The following is a 25,183-nucleotide window of genomic DNA, read 5'->3' as shown; positions in this document are numbered from 1 at the left end:
TGTTTTTTTAACGAAGGCTTTTTTTATGAGGTTTCTTCTAATGATTCTGTTGTTTTTTCTTCTTTCTTTTCTTTTTATCCTCTTCGACTTGTTTGGTTATTACCTGGTCAAGTGAAGGTTCGACAGTGTGATAATACTCATTAATTCTCTTTCTTATTTCCTGGGGAGAGAGATTATGGTCAATTTTACCGCCACGGGCAAGAGATAACTGACCTGTTTCTTCTGAAATTATCAATACCAGGGTATCTGTGTTTTCGCTCATTCCGATAGCTGCCCTGTGTCGTAACCCAAATTGAGCCGGAAGAGTTTGCTCGGTAACAGGTAATATGCATCTGGCAGCTTTTACACGGCCATTGTAGATTATGACGGCACCATCATGTAATGGGCTATATTTATTAAATATTGAAAGTAGTATTCTTTTGGATATGATCGCATCCATCATATCACCCGATTCTGAGTAGAATTTAAGTTCTGAATTCCTGGAGAAAACGATTAGAGCTCCGGTATTGGAACCACCCAGCGTTTTAGCAGCTTCGACAACTGCAGAAACATTTAAGCTGAATACTTCTTTTTTATTTTTTATTCCCAGCAATTCGAGAAAAGATTCTCGATTAAACGCTGTACTTCGACCTATGATAAGGAGGAACTTTCTGATTTCCTGCTGAAATAAAATAATAACAGCAAGTACTCCAACACCCATAAATTCTCCGAGAATAGACGAAAGCAACTCCATTCCTGAGGCTCGAACTACCAGGTAGATCAGATATAAAGAAAGGAACCCTAAAAACACTCTTACAGCAACAGATCCCTTCATCAGCTTATAAAGCTGATACATAAGAACAGCAACCAGGAAGATATCAATAACATCTATCCAGCTAATGTTCAGAAATCCGATTTTAAACAATAAGTTCAAGTGTTTATCAGGTTAAAAAGTTTAACGCATTCGACTGCCTCCTTGACGTCGTGTACTCTTAGGATATTTGCCCCTCTTTCCAATGCTACCATATTAATTGCCGTGGTTCCGTTTAGAGCCGAGTCAGCATTTATTCCTAATGGCTTGTGTATCATGGATTTTCTGGAGACGCCTACGAGTAAAGGAACTCCAATTTCCTTAAAATAAGCCAAATTTTTGAGCATTTCATAATTTTGTTCGAGTGTTTTTGCAAATCCAAATCCGGGGTCTATTATGATATCCGTAACTCCCGATTCCCGGAGATTTTTTACCTTCTCAGCAAGTGAATAGCAAACCTCTCTCGTGACATTTTCATAGTCTGTCAGAGATTTCATTGTTTGAGGTGTTCCTCTCATATGCATAACGATATATGGAGCATTTTTTTCTTTGATCACATCATGCATATTTTCATCAGCATCTCCGCCTGATACATCATTTATTATATCAGCTCCCAAATTCAGGGAACGACTGGCCACCTCGCTCCGAAAAGTGTCAATAGATAAAATCGTATCCGGATAATGTGCCTTAAGGATTTTTATGGCAGATTCTATTCTTTGCATTTCCAGATCTAAAGGAACATCAGGAGCTCCCGGGCGGGTGCTATAGGCTCCCAGGTCAAGAATTTTTGCCCCCTCACTGATCATTTTTCCAGCCTTTTCCAATAAAGAACTTTCATCTGTCCTGCTGTCTTTGTAAAAAGAATCTGAAGTCAGATTAATTATTCCCATCACTATGGGTGAGGATAATTCAAATAGTTTTCCCTTTATGTTAAGTGTCATTATTCTAAAATTATTATCTTTCGCCGTTGAACAAAATTCGGAGTTTTGGAAGAAAAAACCATACATCAATACCAACAAGTGATTTCTCATTGCCGGGAGCTTTTTGAAAAAAAAGCTAAAGACTACGGTACAGCATGGCGAATTATGCGTATGCCTTCTATTACTGATCAAATTTATATAAAAATAAATCGTATTCGTTCGATTCAGGATAAAGGCATGCAGCAAATCAATGAAGCAATTGAAGATGAATTTGTTGCAATAATAAATTATAGTATAATAGCTATGGTTCAGTTGGGATTGGCTAAAGATGAACGAATAGAGATTCCTGCTGAAGAACTGATGGAATTATACGATAAGTATGCAAATGAAACGTTAGAATTGCTTCAGCGTAAAAATCACGATTATGGAGAAGCCTGGCGTGATATGAGAGTATCTTCAATTACCGATATTATTTTAATGAAGGTATATAGGGTAAAGCAAATTGAAGATAATGAGGGACAGACCCTTGTGTCTGAAGGAGTTTCCGCTAATTACCAGGATATGCTTAATTATTCAGTTTTTGCTCTTATATTAAGTGGGTTTGTAAAATGATATTTTTTTCTTTATGAAAACTTTTATAAATAATCTGTTTAGAATTTTCGTAGGTGCCCTGTTTGTTTTTTCAGGCCTGGTCAAACTAAATGATCCTCAGGGAACTGCGATTAAAATGACTGAGTATTTTCAGGTATTTGCCGAGGATTTTTTCGATCCTTTTATCTACCTGGTACCGGCAGCCTTGCCAATTGCTTTTATCATTATCATTTTTGAAATCCTGGTTGGAATAGCCTTGCTGATCAATTATAAGATGCAATTTACCACTAAGGTATTGCTGGCTATGATCCTGTTTTTCACTTTTCTCACATTCTATTCTGCATATTTTGATAAGGTGACTGATTGCGGGTGTTTTGGAGATGCAATTCCACTGACTCCGTGGGAATCTTTTTACAAAGATATTGTCCTTCTGATTATGTCTTTGTGGTTGTTCTTTAATAGAAAGGACTTTGTCAAAATGTTCAGGTCATTTACTGCAAATGCGATTTTAATAATTTCTACTGTGATTTTTACCATTGTAGGAATTTATGCAATAAATCATTTGCCCTATATCGATTTTCGTCCATATGCTGTAGGAGAGAGTATTTCTGAAAATATGCAACCGGCGGAGGATCCAATATTTGAATATACTTTTATTAAAGACGGAGAAGAGATTAAGTCTCAAAAATATATTCAGGACGAAGGGTATGAGTATGTTTCAAATGAGGTGATCAATAAAGATGAATCTGAGCCGGAAATTACAGATTATAGCGTTGAATCAATAACTGGAGATGATGCGACACAAAGAACCTTTGAAGGTATAAAATTACTGATCATTATTGAAAGCCTTGAAAAGACAGATAAAGAAGCTTATTCTCAAATAAATAGCCTTCTTTCAGGATTGAAGCCGGGCATAGAACCAATGGTGTTAACTGCAGTTGGTCCGGGTGAATTTGATAAATTCAGGCATGAAGTACAATTAGGTGTTCCATATTACTTCACTGATCACACCGTTTTAAAAGCAATGATCAGGTCAAATCCTGGAATAATGCTGCTTCAAAATGGTGTAGTGAAAGGGAAATGGCATCATAATGACACTCCATCTCCTGCGGATATCCATAGTTTAATTGATTAGAGGTGTTTTTTACTACATTGGCTTTAATAACGAATTAATTTCGACTATTTTAGCCATCTGATAATCATTCAAAGATAATTTTTTTAATGCTTAAGTTCATAGGTAGAAGATTAGGATACGGCTTGCTGGTTATGATGGGGGTGACAGTAATTGTGTTTTTCCTTTTTCATCTCTTACCAGGAGACCCTGCGAGAATGGTTGCTGGAAAGCGATCTGATATAACTACCATTGAAGCGATTAATAAAGAATTTGGTCTTGATAAACCATTACCTGTTCAGTTTTATCTTTATCTAAAAGATCTTTCTCCAATTTCTATCCATGAAGACACTCCTCAAAATCAGGATAAATACGAGTATACCGAATTGATAAACCTCGGGGACGATGTTTTAGTATTGAAAGCTCCGTATTTACGACGATCATTCCAAACCAATAAAAGGGTAGGAGAGCTTCTAATGGAAAATCTCGAACCAACTATTTGGCTTGCACTGGCAGCAATGGCCTTTGCTACGATTTTTGGAATAGCTATAGGCGTCATCTCAGCAGTCAATCAGCATAAGTTTCTGGATAATTTTCTGGTAGCGGGCTCTGTTCTTGGTATTTCCCTGCCATCTTTCGTGGCAGCAATAATTATATCGATGATTTTCGGTTATTACCTGGCTGACTGGACTGGTTTAGGGCTAACAGGACAACTATATGACTACAGTCCTTTCGGAGGAAAAACACTAAATTTAAAAAATCTTGTACTCCCTGCATTTACACTTGGGATCAGGCCTCTTGCTATTATAATGCAGCTTACTAGAAGTAGTATGCTTGATGTCTTAAAGCAGGATTATATTAGAACTGCATATTCAAAAGGATTGCCTTATAAGAAGGTACTTATAAAACATGCCTTAAAAAATGCTTTAAACCCTGTGATTACAGCAGTTTCAGGTTGGTTGGCTTCCTTAATGGCCGGTGCTTTCTTTGTCGAGCTGGTATTCGACTGGAAAGGTTTTGGTTACGTCACCATTAAAGCTGTAGAAAGTCTCGATTTCCCTGTAGTAATGGGGGCGGTTTTGATAATTGCATTGATCTTCGTTTTTGTAAATATTCTGGTGGATGCATTATATGCCTTAATAGATCCTAGGGTAAGAATAAGCTAAAAATTTATGGAGTTTTCACGCCTGATTTATCTGATAGGATTGCCTGGTTCAGGTAAATCATCTGTAGGTAAAGTATTAAGCAGCAAACTTGATTGTGATTTTATCGATCTTGATGAATGGATCGAGAAAAATGAGAAAACCTCGATAAAAGAAATATTTGCAGTAAAAGGTGAAAACTACTTCCGGGACCTGGAAACACATGCTTTGGAAATACTTTCAGATAAATTTGTAACCGGGACTGTAATATCAACCGGTGGTGGAACTCCTTGTTATAATGATAATATAAGGCTTCTGAAAAGCACTGGTTTGTTGGTATACCTCAAAACAGATATTGATGTTTTGGTTAAAAGAATAGAAAGCAATTTGACTGAAAAGGATAACCGACCACTTTTTAATGCAGTTGATATAGAATCTAAATATAAAGCTCTTTTAAGAGACCGAAGTTCATATTATGAAAATGCACATTTAATTGTGGATACCGGAAGATTAACTGAAATAGAAATTGCTGATTTAATTCTTTCAGAAATCAGACAATAATTTTATATTCTGATATATTTTTAAAAAATATTCTACTTGTCAAATCAAAATTTACTCACTATGAGGTTTTTTGCACTATTACTCACTGTGTTTCTGTTTACTGTTAATGGAACTGCCCAGGATGTTGATGTTGAATTATATAAGAAGAGAATTGAGAGGCATCTCCCCAAACTGATCAAACATGAAAGCCTTAAAAATCATTTCAATTTTGAAGAAAATTATTTAGAGGTTTTTGAACACCCATCTGATAAAAGAACAGGAAGACCTCCTGAATTTAGATTGTATTACACTGAAATACCCCTCTTTCTAAAGATTATCTATAATGCTTCGAGAGAAGAAGCTATTGATTTTTATCAAAGAAAAGGGACTTCAGCTTTTCCAAAATCCATTGCCGAAAAATACGATGAGTTTTCCTTAGACAGACCAACGCGGTTTGCAGGTCTGCGCGTAGCCATTGACCCGGGACACTTTGCCGGTAATGAAAGGGAAGCAAAACAAGAAGCTAAGTTTCTAAAAATAAAAGGAAATGAGATAGGTCAAAGAAAGGATTTATTCTTTTATGAAGCCCAACTTACCTATGCAACTGCTGAAATTTTAAGAGAAATGCTGGAAAATGAACTGGCAAGCGTGAAGTTGACCAGAGTTCAGGGTGAGTCAGCTGTTGGGAAAAGCTTTGATAAATGGTATAAAGAGGATTTTATTAGGGTAAGAGATGAAATCTGTGGTAATGATGAACTACCTGAAAGCATGTGTAAAAGTCTGAAAGCTGATCCGGGACCAAAAAATGCTTTTTTTAAATTATATAAATACCTTGATTTTACTGGTCGTGCTGACGTGATAAATAATTACAAAGCAGATCTTACCGTGGTAATTCACTATAATGCGAAGGAAGATAATCCACGTGATAAGAAAGGATTTACTACTCCTACAAAAGAAAATTATGCCATGGCTTTTATTCCTGGAAGTTTTCTTCAGAATGAATTAAAAAAAGTCGATCAGCGAATCGATTTCTTAAGATTATTATTGAGTGATGATATAGATCGCAGTGAAGAATTGGCAAGTGCTTATATAAATGACCATGAAGAGACATTGGGAGTACCAGCTTTGCCGGAAGATAATAGTCTGCGTCATATTGAGTATGTTAATATTTATTCAGGGGAGGAAGGAGTTTACCACAGAAATTTATATCTAACCCGCGCTGTAAAAGGAGCAGTGGTGTATGGTGAAAGCTTATATCAGGATAATATAGATGAAATTAAAAAGCTGACCAGATCAGGCTTAACTTATGAGCAATTGTTAAAGAACGAAAGGCTAAAAGAAGTTGCCAGGTCATATTTTCTGGCAATAGAAAATTATCTCAAATATAAAGAGGCTGATCAATCTAAAAATCAGTAATAAAAAAAGGAGCAGTAATTATTCACTGCTCCTTTTTATACTAAACTAAATTTTTAGAATGCCTTACCCATGGTTACCAATATTGAAGATGTGGATCGGTCAATAGTAGCTGTAGGAGCATTTCTGTCAAGGTCAGTAGCATATGGTTCTGCTATTGTGAATGGAGACCTATTCACGCCTGTTTGAGATTTATTTTGATAGGTAAGGTCTATATAAAAGCCTTTACTACTCCTGTATCCTAATCCTCCGCTATAAATACTTGTTGCGCCTGTATTTTCATCATTTTCCATTGGGCTGGCATAATTGGCATAACCACCTCTTAAATAGAAAGCTTTTGAAAGACGGTATTCAATTCCGGTTCGAAAGTTCCATACAGACTCATAGTTGTTTTCTATGAAATTGTTGTCATCACTAAAGTCTATATTCGACCCACTGCGTAGACTCATACCAGCGTAATTAATATGTTCAACGTCCGCAGTAATAAATCCCTTTTTGCCAAATAAATATGTAGCACCAACCCTTAATTTCCCCGGAGTAGAAAATCTATATTCTGATTCGTAAGCCTGTATAGCTGTTTCATTGTTTAAGATTATCGTTTCCTCCCCGGTATCATATTCATAATTATTAAAAATTCCCTGAACGAGAATTTCAGCATAATCATTCATTCTGTATGAAGTTCTTGTCTGGTATGAAAGACCAACAGTCATATTATTTACCGGACGGGCAATAATACCGAAGGTCCCGCTAATTCCCCCTCCATTAACATCGATGAATTGATTATAGTTTAATGTAGCCAGGGCATCTTCACTCCTTGTTTCAGTATAAAATGTTTCTGTTGTGAAGCTGTAAAAGTTAAAGTTCAATCCTGCACCCAGGTAAACTCTATCATTGATATTTATTCCATAGGCAAGATTAAAACTACTGTTTTGTCCTCTGGTATCAGATGAATAGGTTATAGATGCGGGAAGTGAAGGATAATAAGTACCCTCTATATAATACAGTCCGAGATTATCTTCATCGACCAGATACGCATTATAAGCTAGTTCTGGTAGTGTGTTTTGAAATTCAGGACTAAAGGAATTTTGATCATAAATGCTGTATATATAATCATAAAAATCACCGCTAAAATCTGTTTGAGGATTTGATGCAGTGAAATATTCAGTCTGGTCGTATATGGCAGTACTTGTAACAGATAATCCAAACCCTTGTGATTTTATAATACTATTACTTTTTCCATCATTTTGGAAGACAGCTCCAAGGGTAGGGGTATTAAATCTGAAATCACTATCCTCAGTATCGTTACCGTAAAAATTCGCCTTTGAATTAAGAAAGTTAAAACCTCCTGTTAGGCCAAAATTACTTTGATTGAAAAATCCAAGTCCTGCAGGATTTGAATAAATACTACTTATATCACCTCCCAGAGAAACTTGTGCTCCTCCCAAAGCCTGCATTCTTGCTGTTCCACTAATTTCTGTATTTGCAGCTTTCTCAACAATTTCAACATAGGTTTGTGCTGAAAGGGGAATGCTGAATATTAAAAAAAGTAGGGTTAGATATAATTTGTTTAAAGAAATCATATTGAATATAGAATAGTTAGTTGATCAGTTTATAAAATAAAAGGTGCTCTATCTAATGTCAGACATTATGTAAAGCACCTTTTTTTAAAATCAATTCAGGGGTTGATCAATTAATTTCCTCTTCCGCCACCTCTGCTACTTCTTGATGAACTTCTGCCAGAAGATGAACCCCTGCTCGATGAAGAACTTCTGCTAGAAGATGAGCTTCGGTATGATGATCCTCCACTACTTCTTGAAGATCCAGAGCTTCGGTAAGATGATCCTCCACTACTTCTGGATGATCCACCACTTCTGTTGTAGCTTCTGGATGACCCTCCACCACTTCTATTGTAGTTTCTAGAAGGAGTAGACCTCTGATAGTTTCTGTTAGAATTTCCACTTCTATTGTAATTTCTAGAAGGAGTAGTTCTGTTACTTCTGTTGTAATTATTTGAATTAGATCTCTGATAAGTTCTTGTTCTGTAATCACTATTAGTAGATCTGTTCACAGACCTGTCAGAGTTATAATTTCTACTTCTTTCAGAGTTATAATTTCTTGAGTTTTGAGTATAGCTTGATCTTGTGTTTGATCTGCTATAGTAATCTCTTGTTCTTGCAGAAGACCTATCGCTTGACGAAGCAAGTGTAGTTCTGCCTGCAGTGTATGAAGACCTGTTTGACGTATTTCTTGAGCTATACGAATCTCTGTCATACGAAGCAAGTCTGTTATCTCTGGTAGCTCGTGCTCGTGTAGAACGTGCATTCGCAGTCCTTGAATTAGCAGATGATCTTCCATTTGGTTTTCTATCCACTCTATCACGACTACTAGATGTAGTTGTTCTTCTTTGACTTAAGATATAACTATCATTTGATGAGGATGATCCTCCAGGTCTGGTTCCTACTACTCGACTATTTCCTATATAATAATCTCCATTATTGTAGTTATAGTAATTATTTGAAAGACCAGCATTATATCCACACCAGTATCCATTGTTAAATCCGCTATTATAAGCATACCAGCTATTGCCGTATCCCCATCCCCAGGTTGGGCGGTTCCATCCACCGTATCCACCATACCAAGGATCGTAAAAACCTCCGTAACCATAATACGGGTTACCCCATCCCCATGGTCGAGACCAGTTGTTCCAGCCCCATCCGAATCCTATTCCAATTGACATATTGAAATTCCATCCTGTTCTTCCGTACCAAAACGGATCATACCATGGATCATAAAAAGCATTGTTATAGCGATAACCCATGTTTGCGTAGGTGGTCGGAATATAATTATTTACAATTATTGTTCTGGAACCATCTCGTAAAACTTCCTGATTTCTTCCATTCGCATCATTATACTGCGTATTTTGACCCTGGGTATTATAAGAATTTACATTGAGGTTGTTTTCAGTGTTTCTGTAATATTCCGGCTCGTCTGTGTCGGCATTACTAACTACCTCATTTGTATATCTACCCAAATAATCCGGGTTAATCTGAGTAGTTGATGATTGATCAGTTGTCCCGTTTTGCAAAATTGCATAATCCGGGCTGGCTTTCTGGTTGTTCTTAGCCTCAACGTTTTTATTCTCAGATTTTTTTGCTTTTTCTTGCCTGTCCGCAGGTGTGAAATACATATCATCAACCACCTGAGCTTCGACAGTAAAGCCTATTATAGCTAATGCTATAATTGCTAATCGTCTTGTAAAAATATATTGGTTCATAATAACCCCTTCTTTTAATTGATTTTCATTAATATAAACGTTCCGACGCAATAATGGATATAATTATCCGGAAAGAATTATATTTGCCGAAACAAATTTTATTTGTCTAATATAACACAAAAAACGTACCAAAGTTTATGAGTAAAGGACTGCCAAAGAGAAGCGAAGACTATTCAGCCTGGTATAATGAACTGGTAAAACGTGCTGATCTGGCGGAAAATTCGGCCGTAAGAGGGTGTATGGTGATAAAACCGTATGGTTTTTCCATTTGGGAAAAAATGCAGCAGACCCTTGATAAAATGTTTAAAGATACTGGTCACACTAATGCCTACTTCCCGCTTTTTATACCAAAATCTTATTTAAGTCGTGAAGCTGACCACGTTGAGGGGTTTGCAAAGGAATGTGCAGTAGTAACTCATTACAGGTTAAAAAATGCGGATGATGGTTCTGGAGTAGTTGTAGATCCTGAGGCCAAGCTTGAGGAAGAACTAATAGTTCGTCCTACATCGGAGACAGTCATTTGGAATACTTATAAAAACTGGGTAGAGTCATACAGAGATCTGCCAATTTTGGTAAACCAATGGGCAAATGTTGTTCGATGGGAAATGAGGACAAGGTTGTTTCTGAGAACTGCAGAATTTTTATGGCAGGAAGGGCATACGGCCCATGCTACTAAAGATGAAGCAATCAAAGAAACCGAGCAAATGATAAATGTTTATGCTGATTTTGTTGAAAACTTCATGGGTGTCCCTGTGATTAAAGGACTAAAATCAGAAAACGAAAGGTTTGCCGGTGCTCTTGAGACTTATTGTATTGAAGCACTTATGCAGGATGGTAAAGCTCTTCAGGCTGGTACAAGTCATTTTCTAGGACAGAATTTTGCAAAAGCCTTTGATGTGAAGTTTACCGGTAAAGATGGTAAGCTTGAACACGTATGGGGAACCAGCTGGGGTGTGAGTACTCGTTTGATGGGAGCTTTGATAATGGCTCATAGTGATGACGCCGGACTTGTATTGCCTCCAAACCTTGCTCCGATCCATGTTGTCATTGTTCCTATATATAAAAAGGATGAACAATTACAGGCCATTTCTGAAAAGGCTAACCAGATTAAAAAGGCTTTACAGGATAAAGGATATTCAGTAAAATTTGATGATAGAGATACTCATAAGCCAGGATGGAAATTTGCTGAATATGAGTTGAAAGGAGTTCCTTTAAGAATTGCTATTGGCCCCAGAGATCTTGAGAACGGTACAGTTGAGCTGGCGAGAAGAGATACTAAAGAGAAAAACACAGTAGAAATTGAGGGGATTGAGAACAGAATACCTGATCTGCTGGATGAAATACAAAACAGTATTTTTGAACGTGCCAGAAGTTTCAGAGATGAAAACATAAGGAAGGCTGATACTTATGAGGAGTTTAAAAAGATTCTTGATGAGAATGGTGGGTTTATTAAAGCTCACTGGGATGGAACATCTGAAACAGAGGAAAAGATAAAGAATGAAACTAAGGCAACAATACGATGTATTCCGTTAGACAACGAAATGGAAGAGGGGAAATGCATTTATACTGGTAACCCAAGTAAACAGCGAGTTATTTTTGCCAGAGCATACTAAGTCTGAAATAAAAATTTAGTAATATAGAGGCGGCTTTTTAGTCGCCTTTTTTATTGGGAATTTATTTGTTGTTTTTTTCTTCGGATCAAATACAAATTTTTTACATTTATTAAAAATTAAATGATTATGGCTGAATGGATCCCTGTTCTTGTGTTGATCTTATTAGGATTTCTTCTGATTGCAGCTGAGATTATCTTTATTCCCGGAACTACTATTGTTGGTTTTCTGGGGCTTGGGGTTGTTGTTACCGGAATTGTAATTGCCTATCTCGATCACGGAGATACAGCAGGTAATATTATCCTGGGGAGCTCAATATTAATCTTTTCCGGGATGGTTTTTCTAGCCTTTAAATTGAAGGTCTGGCAAAAATTTTCAGTCAGTTCATCAGTATCAGGAAGAATAAGAAGTGATGCAGATATAAAATTGAAAGTGGGACAGGTCGGAACGACAGTTTCAGCATTAAGGCCGTCAGGTGAGGCTGAATTTGACGGGGAAAGATATGAAGTATATTCTGCAGGTCAATTCCTGGATAGTGGAAAAACAATTGAAATTATTTCCATTGAAAAAGGAGGAAGAAAAGTAATGGTAAAACAAAAATAGACACCTTTTTAAATAAGTATTTTTATGAATGTAATGATCGTTGTTTATGTAGTACTGGCCATCATTGGATTGATATTCTTTCTGATGTTTTTCCAGATCTTCGGATTGTGGTTGTCAGCACTTTTATCAAAGGTTTATATTAACCTTTTCCAGTTATTCTTTATGAGGTTAAGGAAGGTGCCGCCTTCAGTTATTGTAAATGCAATGATTACCTCTAGTAAAGCAGGCTTATCACTTACTCGTGACGAACTTGAAGCTCATTATCTAGCTGGTGGTAATGTACCGCAGGTGACCAATGCGTTGATATCTGCAGATAAAGCAAATATTGCACTTGATTTTCAGCAGGCTGCTGCGATCGATCTGGCTGGTAGAGATGTATTTGAGGCAGTTCAAACTTCTGTAAATCCAAAAGTAATTAATACTCCTTCGGTGGCTGCAGTTGCAAAAGACGGTATTCAGTTGATTGCTAAAGCAAGGGTAACAGTAAGAGCTAATATTAAAAGATTAGTAGGTGGAGCCGGTGAAGAAACAATTCTTGCTCGTGTAGGTGAGGGAATCGTTACCTCTATTGGTTCGGCTAAAACACATAAAGAGGTTCTTGAAAACCCTGATAATATTTCAAAACTTGTACTGGAAAGAGGTCTTGATGCAGGGACGGCTTTTGAGATTCTATCGATTGACGTGGCTGATATTGATGTTGGAGACAATATCGGTGCTAAACTTCAGATTGATCAGGCAAATGCTGACCTCAAAGTAGCTGAGGCAAGAGCTGAGCAACGAAGAGCAATGGCTGTTGCCGTTGAACAGGAAATGAAAGCTAAAGCTCAGGAGATGCAGGCTCGAGTGATTGAAGCTGAAGCTGAAGTTCCAAAAGCTATGGCTGAAGCATTCAGGCAGGGGAATCTGGGTATCATGGATTTTTATAAAATGAAAAATATTCAATCAGATACTGATATGAGAAATTCCATTGCCGGACCGGATGATTCTGGTAAGGATAAAGACAAAGATGATTGATTAATATAATCAGCAATAAAAAAGCCTTCCGATCTGATTCGGAAGGCTTTTTTTATGACTCGGATTCTTTAAAGATATTTTGCGATTGGCTCTGTGGATTTTTTACCAGTTGTCATACCTACATACTGCTTATTTTGCTTATCGTAATACAATTCATCATAGATATCGGGAATTATATTTATTCCATTTGAATCGTAAATCCCCCATTTACCTCTTTTTTGGACTCTGTAATCCCCATTTTCAAGAGGGATTATTTTATCAAATTTAGGGAAGAGTAATTGGGATCCATCCGTCTTGATAAGACCAGAATAGTTTCCTCTTTTGACCAGATAGTGTTCTTTATTTGGAAGACCAGTAATCTCATTATAAATACACTCGATTATTTCGTTTCCTTTTCTGTCTATTAGCCCCAAAGACCTTTTCTTTTAGCTAATATTAGATTGTTGTGTGAGATGACTGATTCATATCTTGGCTGAATTACTATATTTTCTCTTAAGTTTATATACCCCCACTTATTTAATATCATAATTGGAGCCATGTTTTGAGAAAAAAGACCAACAGTATCATATCTATTGCTAATTCTCAGTCTTTCTTCCGTATCAACATATCCCCATTGCCCATCGATATTTACAGAATAAAAACCATCTCTAAATCCACCGAATTCAATTATCTCTTTCTCGAGTTTTTTATATTTTTCACTTTTATTATTTAGGAGGTAACGTCCATATTTCTCACTAAAAATATAGAATAAGGTGTCGTTTATGGTTTGAATTTCATTAAAGGAGTAAGGGAATAACCTCCTGCCGTTTAATTTATAGAGATCTTTAATTTTTTCTGAGCTTTCTTCAAGGATACCTGCAGGATGAACTGATAATTTGTTTCCAGTTTCAAACTGGATGCCATCTGTTAGGTTAAAAACTCCATATTGCTGTTTTTTAGTGAATATAAAAGTTTCCTCGTTCACTCTTTTTAATGAAGAGTAGTAAGGCATTAAAGCCCATTCACCTTCAGTATTTATTACTCCGAATGTATCCTGGTATTTTACTTTTGCAAGATCGCCCATGAAATGACCGGCATAAGAGAACTTAATATCAGTGATTTTATTGCCGTTTTTATCAAGGTATCCCTGTTTTCCGTTTTTACTTACGATGAACCCACCATTATCATTGATACTTACGGAATCGTATTTTTCACCATTAATAGGGTTTAGCCTTTCATTTAATATGGTATAGATATACTCTTGACCATTATGTTTTGCTCCTACAAAATAGTGACCGGCAGATTCTATGAAATCATAATTGAAATCAGAGAATACACTCAATGATTTGTCTGCAACTCCATATTTATTTCCTTTTTTCAGGATCAGATAATTAGCAGAATGACTAAAAGCTATTGAATCGTACCAGATATTATTAACTGGTGAAAAATTTTCATCTAATAGCTGCCACTGGTTGCCCGATGCAGCTATATAGCCTTTATTGTTCTTTATTGGTATTAATCTGTCATTAAGGAGTAATTTTTGTTCTTTATTAAGTTCTGATAAAATATGGATGCTATTGCTTTCCTGAAGGATGATTTCATTACCCTTTATTGATATCGAGGAATAAATGACATCAGTCAGTGCTCTTCCATTTGAATCAAGCAAACCTTTTTTCCCCTTGTGATTTCCTATAAGGATTCTGTCTTTTAAAACACTTATTTTATCGTAAGCTGCAGAAGTTGTTAGGTTTTCTTCCAGATCATAGCAATAAAAAGAATCTCCATCTTCTGAGAGAATGAAATTATTATCAATTATTTCTACAATAGATTTAAATTTGAATGATAAAAGAATCCGACCTTTTTTATCAACTATTCCTTTAAATTGCTTTCCGTCTATCCATTTAGTTGCTATCAGATATTCATCTGATGCAGATACTTCAAGAAAGTTATATTCGAAAGCTATTTGCTCTTTTCCTTTGATGTTGATTAAACCAAAAGTTAATTCAGATTTACTGTTAGGTTTGGCGGCTATAAAGTTATCATCAAAGACTGGATAAAGTGAATAATAAACAGGATCGGGAACTGATTGCTCTTCGATCTCGAGTATGCCCCATCGATTGTTCTTTTTATAACCAAGGTATTTGTTGTCGATAATTTCGGTTGAACCGTTACTCCAGCCTAGTTTATCATACATTGCAGGAACCACGACTTTGCCATCTGGATTTAACAATCCTTCTTTGCCATCTTTTTTAAAAATTTCGTAATTGGCAAAAATGACAGAGCTACCGAAAGTCAGCATGACGATCGGTAACAAAAATATTTTAAGATAAGACATTAAAAAAATCTATTTTAGGTTCTTCTGTTCTTCTTTTTCCAGGTTAAAAAGATCATTCAACACATCAATAAGCGTATCAGCCTCTCCTCTTTTACAGGCTGCCTTTAGCTGGATCACAGGAAGCTTGATGATTTTTTGCATCATACTTTTTGTGATCTGCTCTGCTATTTTCATCTCCTCTTCAGAAGCTTTTTTCAGATAACGGGATAGCTCTTCTTTTCTAATATCTTCAAGAGCGCTTTTAAATTTTTTGATCGTAGGCGAAACAACCATTTCTTTCGCCCAATCATTAAATTCGGTTATGCTTTCAGTGATGATTTCTTCTACTTGTGGGATAGCTTCAAGTCTGCGATCAAGAGCACTTGTTGCTTTTGCCTGAATATCATCAATCCCGTATACCATACAACCTGATACATTGTCTATAGATGTATCGATACTTCTTGGCACGGAAAGATCTATAAAATACTTGGCGATAACCGAATGCCTGATCATTTCCGGAATTATAATTGGCTCTGGTGAACTGACAGAGCTAATAATAATTTGTGCTTTATCAACAAGATCGGGCAAGTTTTCTAATTTATCACTTTGGAAACCGCATTCAAGAGCCATTGCATCGGCTTTTGATTGAGTACGATTTACCACTACAATTTCGCAGTCAGTAGTTCCGGCTAGATTTCTACAAACATCAATACCTATCTCTCCAAGGCCGACTACAAGTATTGTCGGATTAACCATGGTGTTTTTAAGGTCTTCCACTAATTCACTGGATGCATATGATACACTTGCTGCTCCATCTCTGAATGGAGTTTCCTGAACTACTCTTTTATTAGTAAAAAATATCGTGTGCATCAATCTGTGAAGGAACGGACCAGCCATCTCTTCATCGGCACACCATTGGTAGGCTCTTTTAACCTGATTTGATATCTGAATATCGCCAACTACCTGGGCTTCAAGCCCCATAGAAACTCTGAATAATCTTTCAACAGCTAAATTATTATCTGCGATTGTTTCAAAATATTCAGCTAGTTTTTTTGAGTTGGACAGGCCTTTAAGTAAAGATAATTCTGTAATTATGAGATTATTAAGAATTTCTTCAGAACTGTAATAAAATTCAGTTCTGTTACACGTACTTAAAATAAGAAAGTCTTCTCCATTAGTCAATTCCTTAAAACGAGCTAATAGTTGCTTAATCTCGCTTTCGGATAAAGCAACCATTTCCCTTATTTCTAAAGGAGTGCTTTTATAAGATAATGCTAATGATTTAAAATTTTTCACCATAACCAAAAATACTACCTGCAAAGATACATTTCAATACGTAAAATCACTTAATTATGTAGTAAAAACGCACAATTTAAATCAAATTTAAATAGTTTTGTCATATTTCAGGCGTCCCTAATACTGAATTATATCTTTATCAACCATGAGATTTATCACCCGAACCTTAAGAAGGCTTTTATCTTCTTTTTATTTTAACCGTAGCGAAGCTTCAGGGTTTCTACTCTTAGCTATTTTACTGATCTCCTATATTTTTGTTTTAAAATGGGGAGATATTTTATTCGAAAGTAACGATTATCATGTTGAATATCAATATATTGAAGGTTCTGTTTCGTCTGATGTAACATCCGGACAAATTCCGTCTGAAATTGAGGTCCTAAATAACTCACTTGATCCAAATGTGTCTTCAAGGCAGGAATTGATATCCTCCGGATTGCCTGAGTACCTTGCTGACAGGTTAATTAATTATCGAAGTAAAGGAGGGAAGTTTTATAAGAAAAGTGATCTCAAAAAGATATATGGATTGAGTGATAGTCTGTATAATGAGATTCATCCATATTATAAAGCTACATACATTCAAAAACAGAAGCTAAAAAGAAAAAAGACCAGGTCTTATTATTCTGATTCTTCAAAATCAAAATATAAGCCTTTTAAGCCTAAAGTGATTTATGCTTTTGATATTAATGAAGCAGATACAACAGATCTGAAGCAGATTTATGGTATAGGTAGTGTTTTAAGTCAGAGAATTATTAAATACAGAAATTCCCTCGGAGGCTTTATTTCTTCTGATCAACTTTATGAGGTTTGGGGACTTGAAAAGGCTGTTGCAGAGGAATTATTACAGTATGCCACGATAAATAATGGATTTAATCCCAGGAAATTTTCCATCGAAAATTCTCCGGTTGATTCTTTGGCTTCACATCCATATCTTTCGTTTAAACAGGCTAGACTATTGAAGTCATATTATCAGTCACATAAAGACGGATTTAGAAAAGAGGATTTTTATAAAATTTATGCGATAGATTCAGCTTCTGTTACAAGGATTTTGCCTTACCTGACGTTTTAGTTCTGTACTTTTGTTATTTTCGATTTTTTATAGATCAATTATACATGAATACGCTTCTTCGTGAATACCTAAAAAAGTTAACTAATATCAGCGGATCTAATAGAACGCTGCAAATGCTTAGGCTTCCTAAAGCCCAGTTTCTGGATATTCATGAATTTCATACTGTAACTGCAGAAGGAAAATCTTATGATATAATAGAAGGCCTGATAAAAAAGGATAAAAAGATATTTCTGTGCCCGTTTATAGATCCTCGGGATGGTGAAAGTAATGAACTAAGTAGCAGGCTTCGAAAGTTGCAGCGAATGGACAATTTTGTCTATGAAGAAAGAGGAGCGAGAGATCTTTATATAGGATGGCCGTTTATTGAAGGGAAGTTTACTGACGGAACTTATTTAAGGACACCGTTAATTTATTTCCCTGTAAAACTTTGGCTCGAATCTAATAAATGGTATTTAAAGCCCAGGTCTGAAGAATCCATCTCTTTGAATAAAGCATTTATCCTTGCATATGCTTATTATAATGATCTGCCACCCGATGAAAATTTAATGGAAAGGGTTCTAGATGATGCCCTTGGAGACGATATAGCTTTTAAAACGAAAGTTTATTCTCTTCTTAAAGAATCTTCTGTTGAATTAAATTTTAATTCGGAAACTTTTTCTACAGAACTGGAAACCTTTCAGGAAAAATTAAAACCAGAAATTGAAAAGTCCGGATCACCGGGAGAAATTAAACTAGAAATGAATGCGATTCTTGGTTTGTTTCCTCAAACTGGTTCTTACCAGGTTCCTGACTATTTGAAGTGGATAGAAAAAGATGAATATGAAGATGTTGAATCATTTTTCATGACTAAGAAAATTGAGAATATCCTTCATGAAGAAACTGCTTCGGGATATCATTCTCCCATCAAAGAAGAAGAATTATTTTTACCTTTCCAGGTGGATGCCTTCCAGGAAGACGCAATTAAAACTGTTAAAAATGGAAATAGTGTTGTTGTACATGGACCTCCGGGCACAGGTAAATCACAGTTAATATGTAATCTGGTTAGTGATTATATTTCAAGGGGGAAAAATGTTCTGGTTGTATGTCAGAAGAGAGTTGCTCTTGATGTTGTATATAAAAGGTTGTCTGACATTGGGTTAGATGAATTTTCAGCATTAGTACATGATTTTAAAGAGGACAGGAGAGATATTTATTATAAAATTAATAGACTTATCAGTGATCTTCGGGAATTTGAAAGATTAAATAATGGACTGGATACTATTCAGCTTGAGAGAGATTTTCTTCAAACCTGTCGAAGAATTGATCAAATAAATGAAGAACTTGAGGAATACAAATCGGCTTTATTCGATCTGGAAGAATTCGGTTTGTCAATTAAAGATTTATATCTAAAAACAGATCTTAATAAACCAAAGATAGATCTGAGGCAATATTATCGGGAATTCGATCAATTGCGGACAGAGGAGTTTCTTCAAAAGTCAAAATCTATCCGTTCTTTCGGAACTAAATTCACTCAGGATAATTATCCGTTGAGTTCCAGAATGTCTTTTTCTAAATTATCGATCCATGACCGACAAACTATTTTGAAATATCTGGAACAGATGCCAGATGCAGCTCAAAAAATAAAGGATGTCAGTAACTCATTGTTGAAAAGAGATCTGTCATTTCATGAGGCTGAATATATCTATAATTCCGGTGAACAAATAGAAAACTTACTGAGTCTGATCAAGAGTAAGCAGGTCTATAGGGCTTTCGTCAGAATGGTCAACTACTCAAACGATGGAAAATCGGATCTTAAATGGCTATCAGGCAAGGAGAGAATAATCAATGATTGTTTTAAAAAGTATGGACCTGAGATCTCTTTAAAAGCATCTGAACTTGGTCGATTCCAGGAAGCTTTGGAAGAAGCGATGACCAAAAGAAGAAATGTTTTTAAGTGGATAAGATGGAGACTATTTTCTAAAGATAAATTTTTTATTAAAAGGGTAATAACTGCTAATGGTCTGAAATATGACAGGGAGGGGTTTAATATTCTGGTTGAGAAAATAGACAACAGATTAAATCTGGAACATAATCTTTCTGATATTAAAAATAAAAAATGGCTGAGTGATCTTCCCGAATCCTATGAAAAGGTGAATTTCCAAACCTGGTTTTTTAATCAGAAAAAAGCACTTACTGCCAAAATTGAATTTTCAAATCTTCGAAATTTTAAGGAATACTTTAACCTTGAGAATATTTCTAATAAAGAATTAAAAGCAACGTTAGAGCAATTGCTTGAAGAGTTTGCTGTTATTCCTGAATACAAATCAGACTGGACTAAATTTTTCACAGAAAAGCTAATCAACAGGTTGATGTCTGAACCAGAAAGGATTAAGCACGTTGAAAAAGCAGTTTTAGACGATTTTGATGATTTATGTGAATTTGACAAGCTCTGGGAGTCATTTGCAGAACATGAGAAAGAGGTTTTTAATAAGGTAGTTGAGTTTCAAAACTCAGAAAATGACGATCAGTTAAATTTTGAAGCCATCTTCCTCAATTCGGTTTACCTATCCTGGATAGAGCATATTGAAGTAAAATATCCGGTATTGAGATTAGTCAGTACCACTAAGTTCAAACAGATGATCAAAGAGCTTCAGTATTTGGTGAAGAAAAAGCAGGAGTTGGTCATTGAGATTACTCTTTTGAATGTCAGGGAAAAGACGTATGAAGATCTTGAATTTAACAGGTTAAATAATCGGGTTACTTACCGTGATCTTGAACATCAGGTAACTAAGAAACGGAAGATCTGGCCTATCAGGAAATTGATTGAAAATTTTGAAGAGGAGATTTTTAAATTACTTCCTTGCTGGCTGGCTTCACCGGAAACCGTTTCCGCGGTATTCCCTTTTAATCGGAAGGTTTTTGATCTTGTGATTTTTGATGAAGCGAGTCAGTGCTTTGTTGAAAAGGGCCTACCTGCCATTTACAGAGGTAGTCAGGTAGTTGTGGCGGGAGATGAAAAGCAATTACGACCTCATGATCTTTATAAAGTGAGATGGGATGATGACGAACTTGATCATCCTGATTTGAATATTGATTCCCTGCTTGACCTTTCTAAACGATATTTACCTTCAGTACAATTAAAAGGACATTATCGAAGTAAAACTCCTGATCTGATCTCTTTTTCAAACGAGGAGTTTTATAATAATAATTTAAGGCTGCTTCCTAATTTGAAAGATGTTAATCAAAACGAAGGGGCTATTGATTATATTAAGGTAGATGGAATCTGGTCAGATCATAAAAATGAAATTGAGGCACAAAAAGTGATCGATCTACTGATCTCCATTCCAGATGATTATCCGGGAAAGACAGCAGGAGTGGTGACTTTTAATGCGAGGCAGCAAGACCTGATTAATGATCTGATTGAATCCGAGATAATGAAAGGAAAAAGATTACCGTCAGATTATTTTGTCAAGAACATAGAGAATGTTCAGGGAGATGAAACTGATATTTTGATATTCAGTACTGCTTATGCCCCTGATACCAAAGGTAAAATGAAAATGCAGTTTGGTTTGTTAAATCAGGATGGAGGAGAAAACAGGCTGAATGTGGCAGTGACCCGTGCAAAAGAAAAAATTATTATTGTGACTTCTATTCTGCCTGAGCAGTTAAAGGTTAAGACTTCAAAGTTCCCTGGGCCAAAACTACTTAAGAAATACCTGGAGTATGCTAAATCAGTATCTGATGGACAATTTACGCCTTCACGAATAGAGTATGATGTAAGCAAATCAGGAGTATATCTTACAGATAAGCTTAAGCAGTTATCATCTAAAAACGCCCATGAATTTGTCTTGAAAGAAGAAATGCCTTTTGCTGACTTAACAGTTATATCAAAATCAGGTGATTATGAGGCTTTAATTTTAACAGATGATCAGCAATTTTATGAAGGGGTGAGTGGTAAAGACTGGTTTGCTTATTTACCGATTGCATTAAAAGAAAAAGAATGGAAGTATAATCATTTCTATTCCAGAAATTACTGGCTTGATTCAGAAAAGGTTAATGATAAATTAAGGCTGATCATTCACTGATCAGCCCTGTTTAATTTTTTTATTCCTTTACTTTTTCAACCCGAAATCCGGCTGCTTGTAAACCGGATAATTCCTGATCCCTCATAAAATGAGTGATGTTGATTTTATAGGTTCCGGTATCCGGGAATTGAAATGATTGTTTAAAAGGAGCTTGTATGGTGTAGAGATTGCCAATGCTACTTTCTCCCAGAGGCTCTCCAGACTTTCTGTCAAAGATCATTATCTCATCAGGCTGATTTTCCAGTGCCATGTTTTTGACTAAAACCTCTCCCTCGGCATTTGTTAATTCTGCTCCGAGGTATAAATTATGAAATGGATAATCATTTGTATTCCTGATGTTATAATATAAATGATAAGGAGATTCTGAATCTGATATTTGAAACTCAAAATTTATTGAATTATTCCGATTCCAGGTATTATTTTCAAAATCGTTATATTCTTCATAGACTCTTGTGGTATCACAGCCTGAAAGTGCGAGAACGAATATAGTTGTCAAATAAAAAATTGATCTCATTATTGCTTATTATCGTTATTGTTTGGATTTCTTCTTCCTCCTTTTTTGAATCTTCTGTTTTTGTTATTGCTTCTTGGTTTTCCTTTGGCTCTTTTATCCTGCCCTTCAGTTGAAGTCCCCTGAGGTTTATTTTCTGCCTTAGGATGGTTTTGCCTGGAGTATTTTGAGCCTTGTTTTTTTGCAGGTTGACCACCGCCCTGATTTTTTGCAGGTTGGCCACCTCCTTGATTTTTTGGTTTATTACTTCCTGATTTTTTCTTTGGTGCAGCTTGTTGCTGGTTCTGATTGTCAGGCCGGTTTCCTTGAGGCTTCTTTCTTCTCTTCTTTCTTTTTTTCTTCGGCTTACTACCCTTACTAAGTTTCTTGTCTAATCGTTCCAGATCACTATTAAGACTACTACCCAGGTTAAGCTCGATCTCATCTTCGAATAATGTAGCAGGCTTAATACCTTTTTCATTAAGTTCGATTATTTCTCTGACCCGACCTGCTTCAACCGGGTGCCAGGTGTTTTCATCAGAGAAGCCAAACCACATAATTTTTCTGAAGATATCAGTTTTCTGAAGACGTGCTTTACCCTTTTCGGTCTCAATGGTTTCGTTTTCCATTTCCGGGATGTCTTTTAAAGCATCCATATAGGTTTCAAGCTCATAATTGAGACAGCATTTCAGCCTGCCGCATTGACCGGATAATTTGCCCGGGTTTAATGACAAGTTTTGATATCTGGCTGCGGAAGTTGAAACACTCTTAAATTCAGTGAGCCATGTTGAACAACACAGTTCTCTGCCGCAAGAGCCAATGCCTCCGAGCATTCCTGCTTCCTGGCGGAGAGATATTTGTTTCATTTCTACGCGAATCTTAAACTCAGCTGCCAGAACTTTAATTAATTCTCTGAAGTCAACTCTGTCATCAGCAGAATAAAAGAAAGTAGCTTTAGAATTATCAGCCTGATATTCTACTTCAGAAAGTTTCATAGAGAGTCCAAGGTTTCTGATTATTTCCCTGGTTCTGTAAAGAGTAGGCATTTCCCTGTTTTTGACCTCTTCGTATTTCTCAAGATCTTTATCAGTAGCCTTTCGATAAATATTTCTTACCTCTTCACTATCTTCCTCTACTCCCTTTTTCTTCATCTGAAGCCTTACTAATTCACCCTGAAGAGAGACATGACCTAAATGATGTCCGTTGGGAACATTAACAATAACAGGTTCACCGGTGGTGAGATCCAAATAGTCTGAATTTCTAAAAAATTCTTTTCTTCCGTTCTTGAATCTAACCTCTATGATATTGAATATCTGGTCTGATGGTAATTCCATATTCGACAACCAGTCGAATACATTCATTTTGTTACAACCACCGGTGCCACAAGCACCGTTGTTCTGACATCCTGAAACGTTACCATCTTTATTTTTAGTTGCGCATGTACTACAAGCCATAATTAATTTTTTCCTTTGTCCGCAAATACCTGTTCCTACACATCGTTGTGGCAAACATTATCAGTTATATTCACAACTCCCAATGTCTAAAATACTAATTTTTTTGCGGTTTCCTTATTCAGTAAGGTAAAGCTTTACAATAATCCTGGTTTACAGGTCGAAACCAATGTCCTTTCTGAAATACATTTTATCCCAGGAGATTTTTTTAGCTGATGAATAAGCTTTTTGTAAGGCTTCATCCATCGAATTTCCTTTACCGGTTAGAGCTAAAACTCTGCCTCCGGAGGTCAAAACTGATCCATCTTCAGACGATTTTGTTCCGGCATGAAAGATGGTCGCTTCATGATCTTCATTCAGACCGTTAATCGCTTTACCTTTTTCATAGCTCTCCGGATAACCTCCTGAAACAAGAATTACAGTGGCCGTTGTGTCCTGATCAATTTCCAGTTTGTATTGATTAAGAGAATGCTCATTGGTAGCTATGAAAGCTTCAACAAGGTCACTTTTTATTCTTGGTATTACTGCCTCAGTTTCAGGGTCACCCATCCTGACGTTATATTCAATAACATATGGATTGCCATCAACGTTCATCAGGCCTATGAATATAAACCCCTGGTAAGGAATGTTTTCTTTATTTAACCCTTCAATAGTGGGTTTTATGACTTGTTCTTCAACTTTATTCATGAAATCTCCCTGTGCAAATGGCACCGGACTGATTGCACCCATTCCACCAGTATTCAATCCTTTATCTCCTTCTCCAATCCTCTTATAATCTTTTGCTTCGGGTAGAACAACATATTGCTTGCCATTGGTCAAGACAAAAACTGAAAGCTCAATACCTGAAAGAAACTCCTCGATTAACACCTGTGAACTTGCATCACCAAATTTTGCATCAACAAGCATTTCTTTTAGTGTGTCTTTTGCTTCCTCCATGCTTTGAGCAATCACAACACCTTTACCGGCTGCAAGTCCGTCTGCTTTTAATACATAAGGTGCTGAAAGGGATTCCAGATATTTGTATGCCTCTTCTATATTATCTTTAGAAAAAGTTTGAGCCTTAGCAGTAGGTATATTGTTTCTTAACATAAACTGCTTGCTGAAATCTTTACTTCCCTCTAGTTCTGCACCAGCTTTTTCCGGTCCGATTACTATCAAATCAGATAATCTTTTGTCAGACTTAAGGCTGTCACTAAGGCCTTCAACAAGTGGTGCTTCAGGTCCTACGACGATCATTCCGATTTCTTTGTCTAAAATAAAATCAGCAACCTCGTTATGATTACTGATATTAAGAGAAATGTTTTTTCCGATATTTTCAGTTCCAGCGTTTCCGGGAGCGATAAATAACTGATCACAATGTTTGCTTTCTGCTATTTTCCATGATAGGGCATGTTCGCGTCCACCAGATCCGACTACTAGTATATTCATTTGTTTTTTAGCTTTTATTGAGTTATTACGGTCTTAATTTTGATCTGCTTTTAGAAAAACAGATGCCGAATAAGTATTATTTCTACA

20 protein-coding genes are annotated in these 25,183 nt (G+C 36.2%); 10 read left to right on the top strand and 10 right to left on the bottom strand.

Annotated features, from left to right (window positions below; all coding sequences use genetic code 11):
• Positions 1-37: 37 nt before the first annotated feature.
• Positions 38-913 carry a diadenylate cyclase CdaA gene (gene cdaA, locus DCC35_RS17750; RefSeq protein WP_137092062.1) on the bottom strand — a complete coding sequence of 292 codons (876 nt, stop codon included), beginning with the start codon at positions 911-913 and terminating at the stop codon, positions 38-40.
• Positions 910-1,731, bottom strand: coding sequence for a dihydropteroate synthase (folP, locus tag DCC35_RS17745; protein WP_137092061.1), 822 nt, complete (start codon positions 1,729-1,731; stop codon positions 910-912). The genes cdaA and folP overlap by 4 nt, the downstream gene beginning before the upstream one ends.
• Positions 1,732-1,776: 45 nt before the next feature.
• Here folP and DCC35_RS17740 point away from each other — a divergent pair, with 45 nt between their 5' ends.
• From DCC35_RS17740 to DCC35_RS17720, 5 genes are all read left to right on the top strand, one after another.
• Positions 1,777-2,322 (top strand): DUF1599 domain-containing protein, encoded by a 546-nt coding sequence (locus tag DCC35_RS17740; protein ID WP_137092060.1) that lies wholly within the window; start codon positions 1,777-1,779, stop codon positions 2,320-2,322.
• Between the two features lie 13 nt (positions 2,323-2,335).
• Complete coding sequence (locus DCC35_RS17735) at positions 2,336-3,436, top strand: BT_3928 family protein (protein ID WP_137092059.1); 1,101 nt, start codon at positions 2,336-2,338, stop codon at positions 3,434-3,436.
• A gap of 86 nt (positions 3,437-3,522) precedes the next feature.
• The gene (locus DCC35_RS17730) at positions 3,523-4,578 is read left to right on the top strand and encodes an ABC transporter permease (RefSeq protein ID WP_137092058.1); all 1,056 of its coding nucleotides are present in this window, start codon (positions 3,523-3,525) and stop codon (positions 4,576-4,578) included.
• A gap of 6 nt (positions 4,579-4,584) precedes the next feature.
• On the top strand, positions 4,585-5,115 hold the full coding sequence (locus DCC35_RS17725; RefSeq protein ID WP_137092057.1) for a shikimate kinase: 531 nt from the start codon (positions 4,585-4,587) through the stop codon (positions 5,113-5,115).
• 60 nt (positions 5,116-5,175) lie between these two features.
• On the top strand, positions 5,176-6,510 hold the full coding sequence (locus DCC35_RS17720; RefSeq protein WP_137092056.1) for an N-acetylmuramoyl-L-alanine amidase: 1,335 nt from the start codon (positions 5,176-5,178) through the stop codon (positions 6,508-6,510).
• Between the two features lie 53 nt (positions 6,511-6,563).
• On the opposite strand, the gene DCC35_RS17715 is transcribed toward DCC35_RS17720, so the two are convergent.
• Positions 6,564-8,087 carry an OmpP1/FadL family transporter gene (locus tag DCC35_RS17715; protein WP_137092055.1) on the bottom strand — a complete coding sequence of 508 codons (1,524 nt, stop codon included), beginning with the start codon at positions 8,085-8,087 and terminating at the stop codon, positions 6,564-6,566.
• Positions 8,088-8,197: 110 nt separating this feature from the next.
• Positions 8,198-9,781: a hypothetical protein gene (locus DCC35_RS21935; RefSeq protein ID WP_137092054.1), complete on the bottom strand. Its 1,584-nt coding sequence runs from the start codon at positions 9,779-9,781 to the stop codon at positions 8,198-8,200.
• Between the two features lie 137 nt (positions 9,782-9,918).
• Here DCC35_RS21935 and proS point away from each other — a divergent pair, with 137 nt between their 5' ends.
• From proS to floA, 3 genes are all read left to right on the top strand, one after another.
• Positions 9,919-11,394, top strand: coding sequence for a proline--tRNA ligase (gene proS / locus DCC35_RS17705; protein ID WP_137092053.1), 1,476 nt, complete (start codon positions 9,919-9,921; stop codon positions 11,392-11,394).
• Positions 11,395-11,520: 126 nt separating this feature from the next.
• The gene (locus DCC35_RS17700; protein ID WP_175402864.1) at positions 11,521-11,994 is read left to right on the top strand and encodes an NfeD family protein; all 474 of its coding nucleotides are present in this window, start codon (positions 11,521-11,523) and stop codon (positions 11,992-11,994) included.
• Between the two features lie 24 nt (positions 11,995-12,018).
• Positions 12,019-13,008, top strand: a complete 990-nt coding sequence (floA, locus tag DCC35_RS17695) for a flotillin-like protein FloA (protein ID WP_137092051.1) — start codon at positions 12,019-12,021, stop codon at positions 13,006-13,008.
• Between the two features lie 68 nt (positions 13,009-13,076).
• On the opposite strand, the gene DCC35_RS17690 is transcribed toward floA, so the two are convergent.
• Genes DCC35_RS17690 through hemA form a run of 3 tightly spaced genes read right to left on the bottom strand, consistent with a single transcriptional unit; the run spans position 13,077 to position 16,600 of the window.
• Positions 13,077-13,421, bottom strand: a complete 345-nt coding sequence (locus tag DCC35_RS17690) for a WG repeat-containing protein (protein WP_137092695.1) — start codon at positions 13,419-13,421, stop codon at positions 13,077-13,079.
• The gene (locus DCC35_RS17685; protein WP_137092050.1) at positions 13,412-15,322 is read right to left on the bottom strand and encodes a WG repeat-containing protein; all 1,911 of its coding nucleotides are present in this window, start codon (positions 15,320-15,322) and stop codon (positions 13,412-13,414) included. The genes DCC35_RS17690 and DCC35_RS17685 overlap by 10 nt, the downstream gene beginning before the upstream one ends.
• 9 nt (positions 15,323-15,331) lie before the next feature.
• Positions 15,332-16,600, bottom strand: a complete 1,269-nt coding sequence (hemA, locus tag DCC35_RS17680; RefSeq protein WP_137092049.1) for a glutamyl-tRNA reductase — start codon at positions 16,598-16,600, stop codon at positions 15,332-15,334.
• 142 nt (positions 16,601-16,742) lie between these two features.
• On the opposite strand from hemA, the gene DCC35_RS17675 reads away from it, so the two are divergent.
• Both DCC35_RS17675 and DCC35_RS17670 read left to right on the top strand, forming a co-directional pair.
• Positions 16,743-17,663, top strand: coding sequence for a ComEA family DNA-binding protein (locus DCC35_RS17675; RefSeq protein ID WP_137092048.1), 921 nt, complete (start codon positions 16,743-16,745; stop codon positions 17,661-17,663).
• 44 nt (positions 17,664-17,707) lie between these two features.
• On the top strand, positions 17,708-21,727 hold the full coding sequence (locus tag DCC35_RS17670) for an AAA domain-containing protein (protein WP_137092047.1): 4,020 nt from the start codon (positions 17,708-17,710) through the stop codon (positions 21,725-21,727).
• A 19-nt stretch (positions 21,728-21,746) separates the two neighbouring features.
• Here DCC35_RS17670 and DCC35_RS17665 read toward each other — a convergent pair whose 3' ends face one another.
• The 3 genes from DCC35_RS17665 to purD form a co-directional block, all read right to left on the bottom strand.
• The gene (locus tag DCC35_RS17665; RefSeq protein WP_137092046.1) at positions 21,747-22,241 is read right to left on the bottom strand and encodes a gliding motility lipoprotein GldH; all 495 of its coding nucleotides are present in this window, start codon (positions 22,239-22,241) and stop codon (positions 21,747-21,749) included.
• Positions 22,241-23,671 carry a PSP1 domain-containing protein gene (locus tag DCC35_RS17660; RefSeq protein ID WP_137092045.1) on the bottom strand — a complete coding sequence of 477 codons (1,431 nt, stop codon included), beginning with the start codon at positions 23,669-23,671 and terminating at the stop codon, positions 22,241-22,243. The genes DCC35_RS17665 and DCC35_RS17660 overlap by 1 nt, the downstream gene beginning before the upstream one ends.
• Before the next feature lie 150 nt (positions 23,672-23,821).
• Entirely contained in the window at positions 23,822-25,096 is a 1,275-nt protein-coding gene (gene purD / locus DCC35_RS17655; protein ID WP_137092044.1) for a phosphoribosylamine--glycine ligase, read from the bottom strand.
• Positions 25,097-25,183 lie beyond the last annotated feature (87 nt).

It is taken from the genome of Mangrovivirga cuniculi (assembly GCF_005166025.1).
Classification (GTDB): domain Bacteria; phylum Bacteroidota; class Bacteroidia; order Cytophagales; family Cyclobacteriaceae; genus Mangrovivirga; species Mangrovivirga cuniculi.
The sequence above is the reverse complement of the archived record's forward strand: the minus strand, read 5'-3'. Positions and strand labels throughout refer to the sequence as shown.

Coding starts and splice junctions, on each gene's coding strand:
- folP (WP_137092061.1), bottom strand. CDS start 1,731: ATGACACTTAACATAAAGGGAAAACTATTTGAATTATCCTCACCCATA.
- DCC35_RS17735 (WP_137092059.1), top strand. CDS start 2,336: ATGAAAACTTTTATAAATAATCTGTTTAGAATTTTCGTAGGTGCCCTG.
- DCC35_RS17730 (WP_137092058.1), top strand. CDS start 3,523: ATGCTTAAGTTCATAGGTAGAAGATTAGGATACGGCTTGCTGGTTATG.
- DCC35_RS17725 (WP_137092057.1), top strand. CDS start 4,585: ATGGAGTTTTCACGCCTGATTTATCTGATAGGATTGCCTGGTTCAGGT.
- DCC35_RS17720 (WP_137092056.1), top strand. CDS start 5,176: ATGAGGTTTTTTGCACTATTACTCACTGTGTTTCTGTTTACTGTTAAT.
- DCC35_RS17715 (WP_137092055.1), bottom strand. CDS start 8,087: ATGATTTCTTTAAACAAATTATATCTAACCCTACTTTTTTTAATATTC.
- DCC35_RS21935 (WP_137092054.1), bottom strand. CDS start 9,781: ATGAACCAATATATTTTTACAAGACGATTAGCAATTATAGCATTAGCT.
- proS (WP_137092053.1), top strand. CDS start 9,919: ATGAGTAAAGGACTGCCAAAGAGAAGCGAAGACTATTCAGCCTGGTAT.
- DCC35_RS17700 (WP_175402864.1), top strand. CDS start 11,521: ATGGCTGAATGGATCCCTGTTCTTGTGTTGATCTTATTAGGATTTCTT.
- floA (WP_137092051.1), top strand. CDS start 12,019: ATGAATGTAATGATCGTTGTTTATGTAGTACTGGCCATCATTGGATTG.
- DCC35_RS17685 (WP_137092050.1), bottom strand. CDS start 15,322: ATGTCTTATCTTAAAATATTTTTGTTACCGATCGTCATGCTGACTTTC.
- hemA (WP_137092049.1), bottom strand. CDS start 16,600: ATGGTGAAAAATTTTAAATCATTAGCATTATCTTATAAAAGCACTCCT.
- DCC35_RS17675 (WP_137092048.1), top strand. CDS start 16,743: ATGAGATTTATCACCCGAACCTTAAGAAGGCTTTTATCTTCTTTTTAT.
- DCC35_RS17670 (WP_137092047.1), top strand. CDS start 17,708: ATGAATACGCTTCTTCGTGAATACCTAAAAAAGTTAACTAATATCAGC.
- DCC35_RS17665 (WP_137092046.1), bottom strand. CDS start 22,241: ATGAGATCAATTTTTTATTTGACAACTATATTCGTTCTCGCACTTTCA.
- DCC35_RS17660 (WP_137092045.1), bottom strand. CDS start 23,671: ATGGCTTGTAGTACATGCGCAACTAAAAATAAAGATGGTAACGTTTCA.
- purD (WP_137092044.1), bottom strand. CDS start 25,096: ATGAATATACTAGTAGTCGGATCTGGTGGACGCGAACATGCCCTATCA.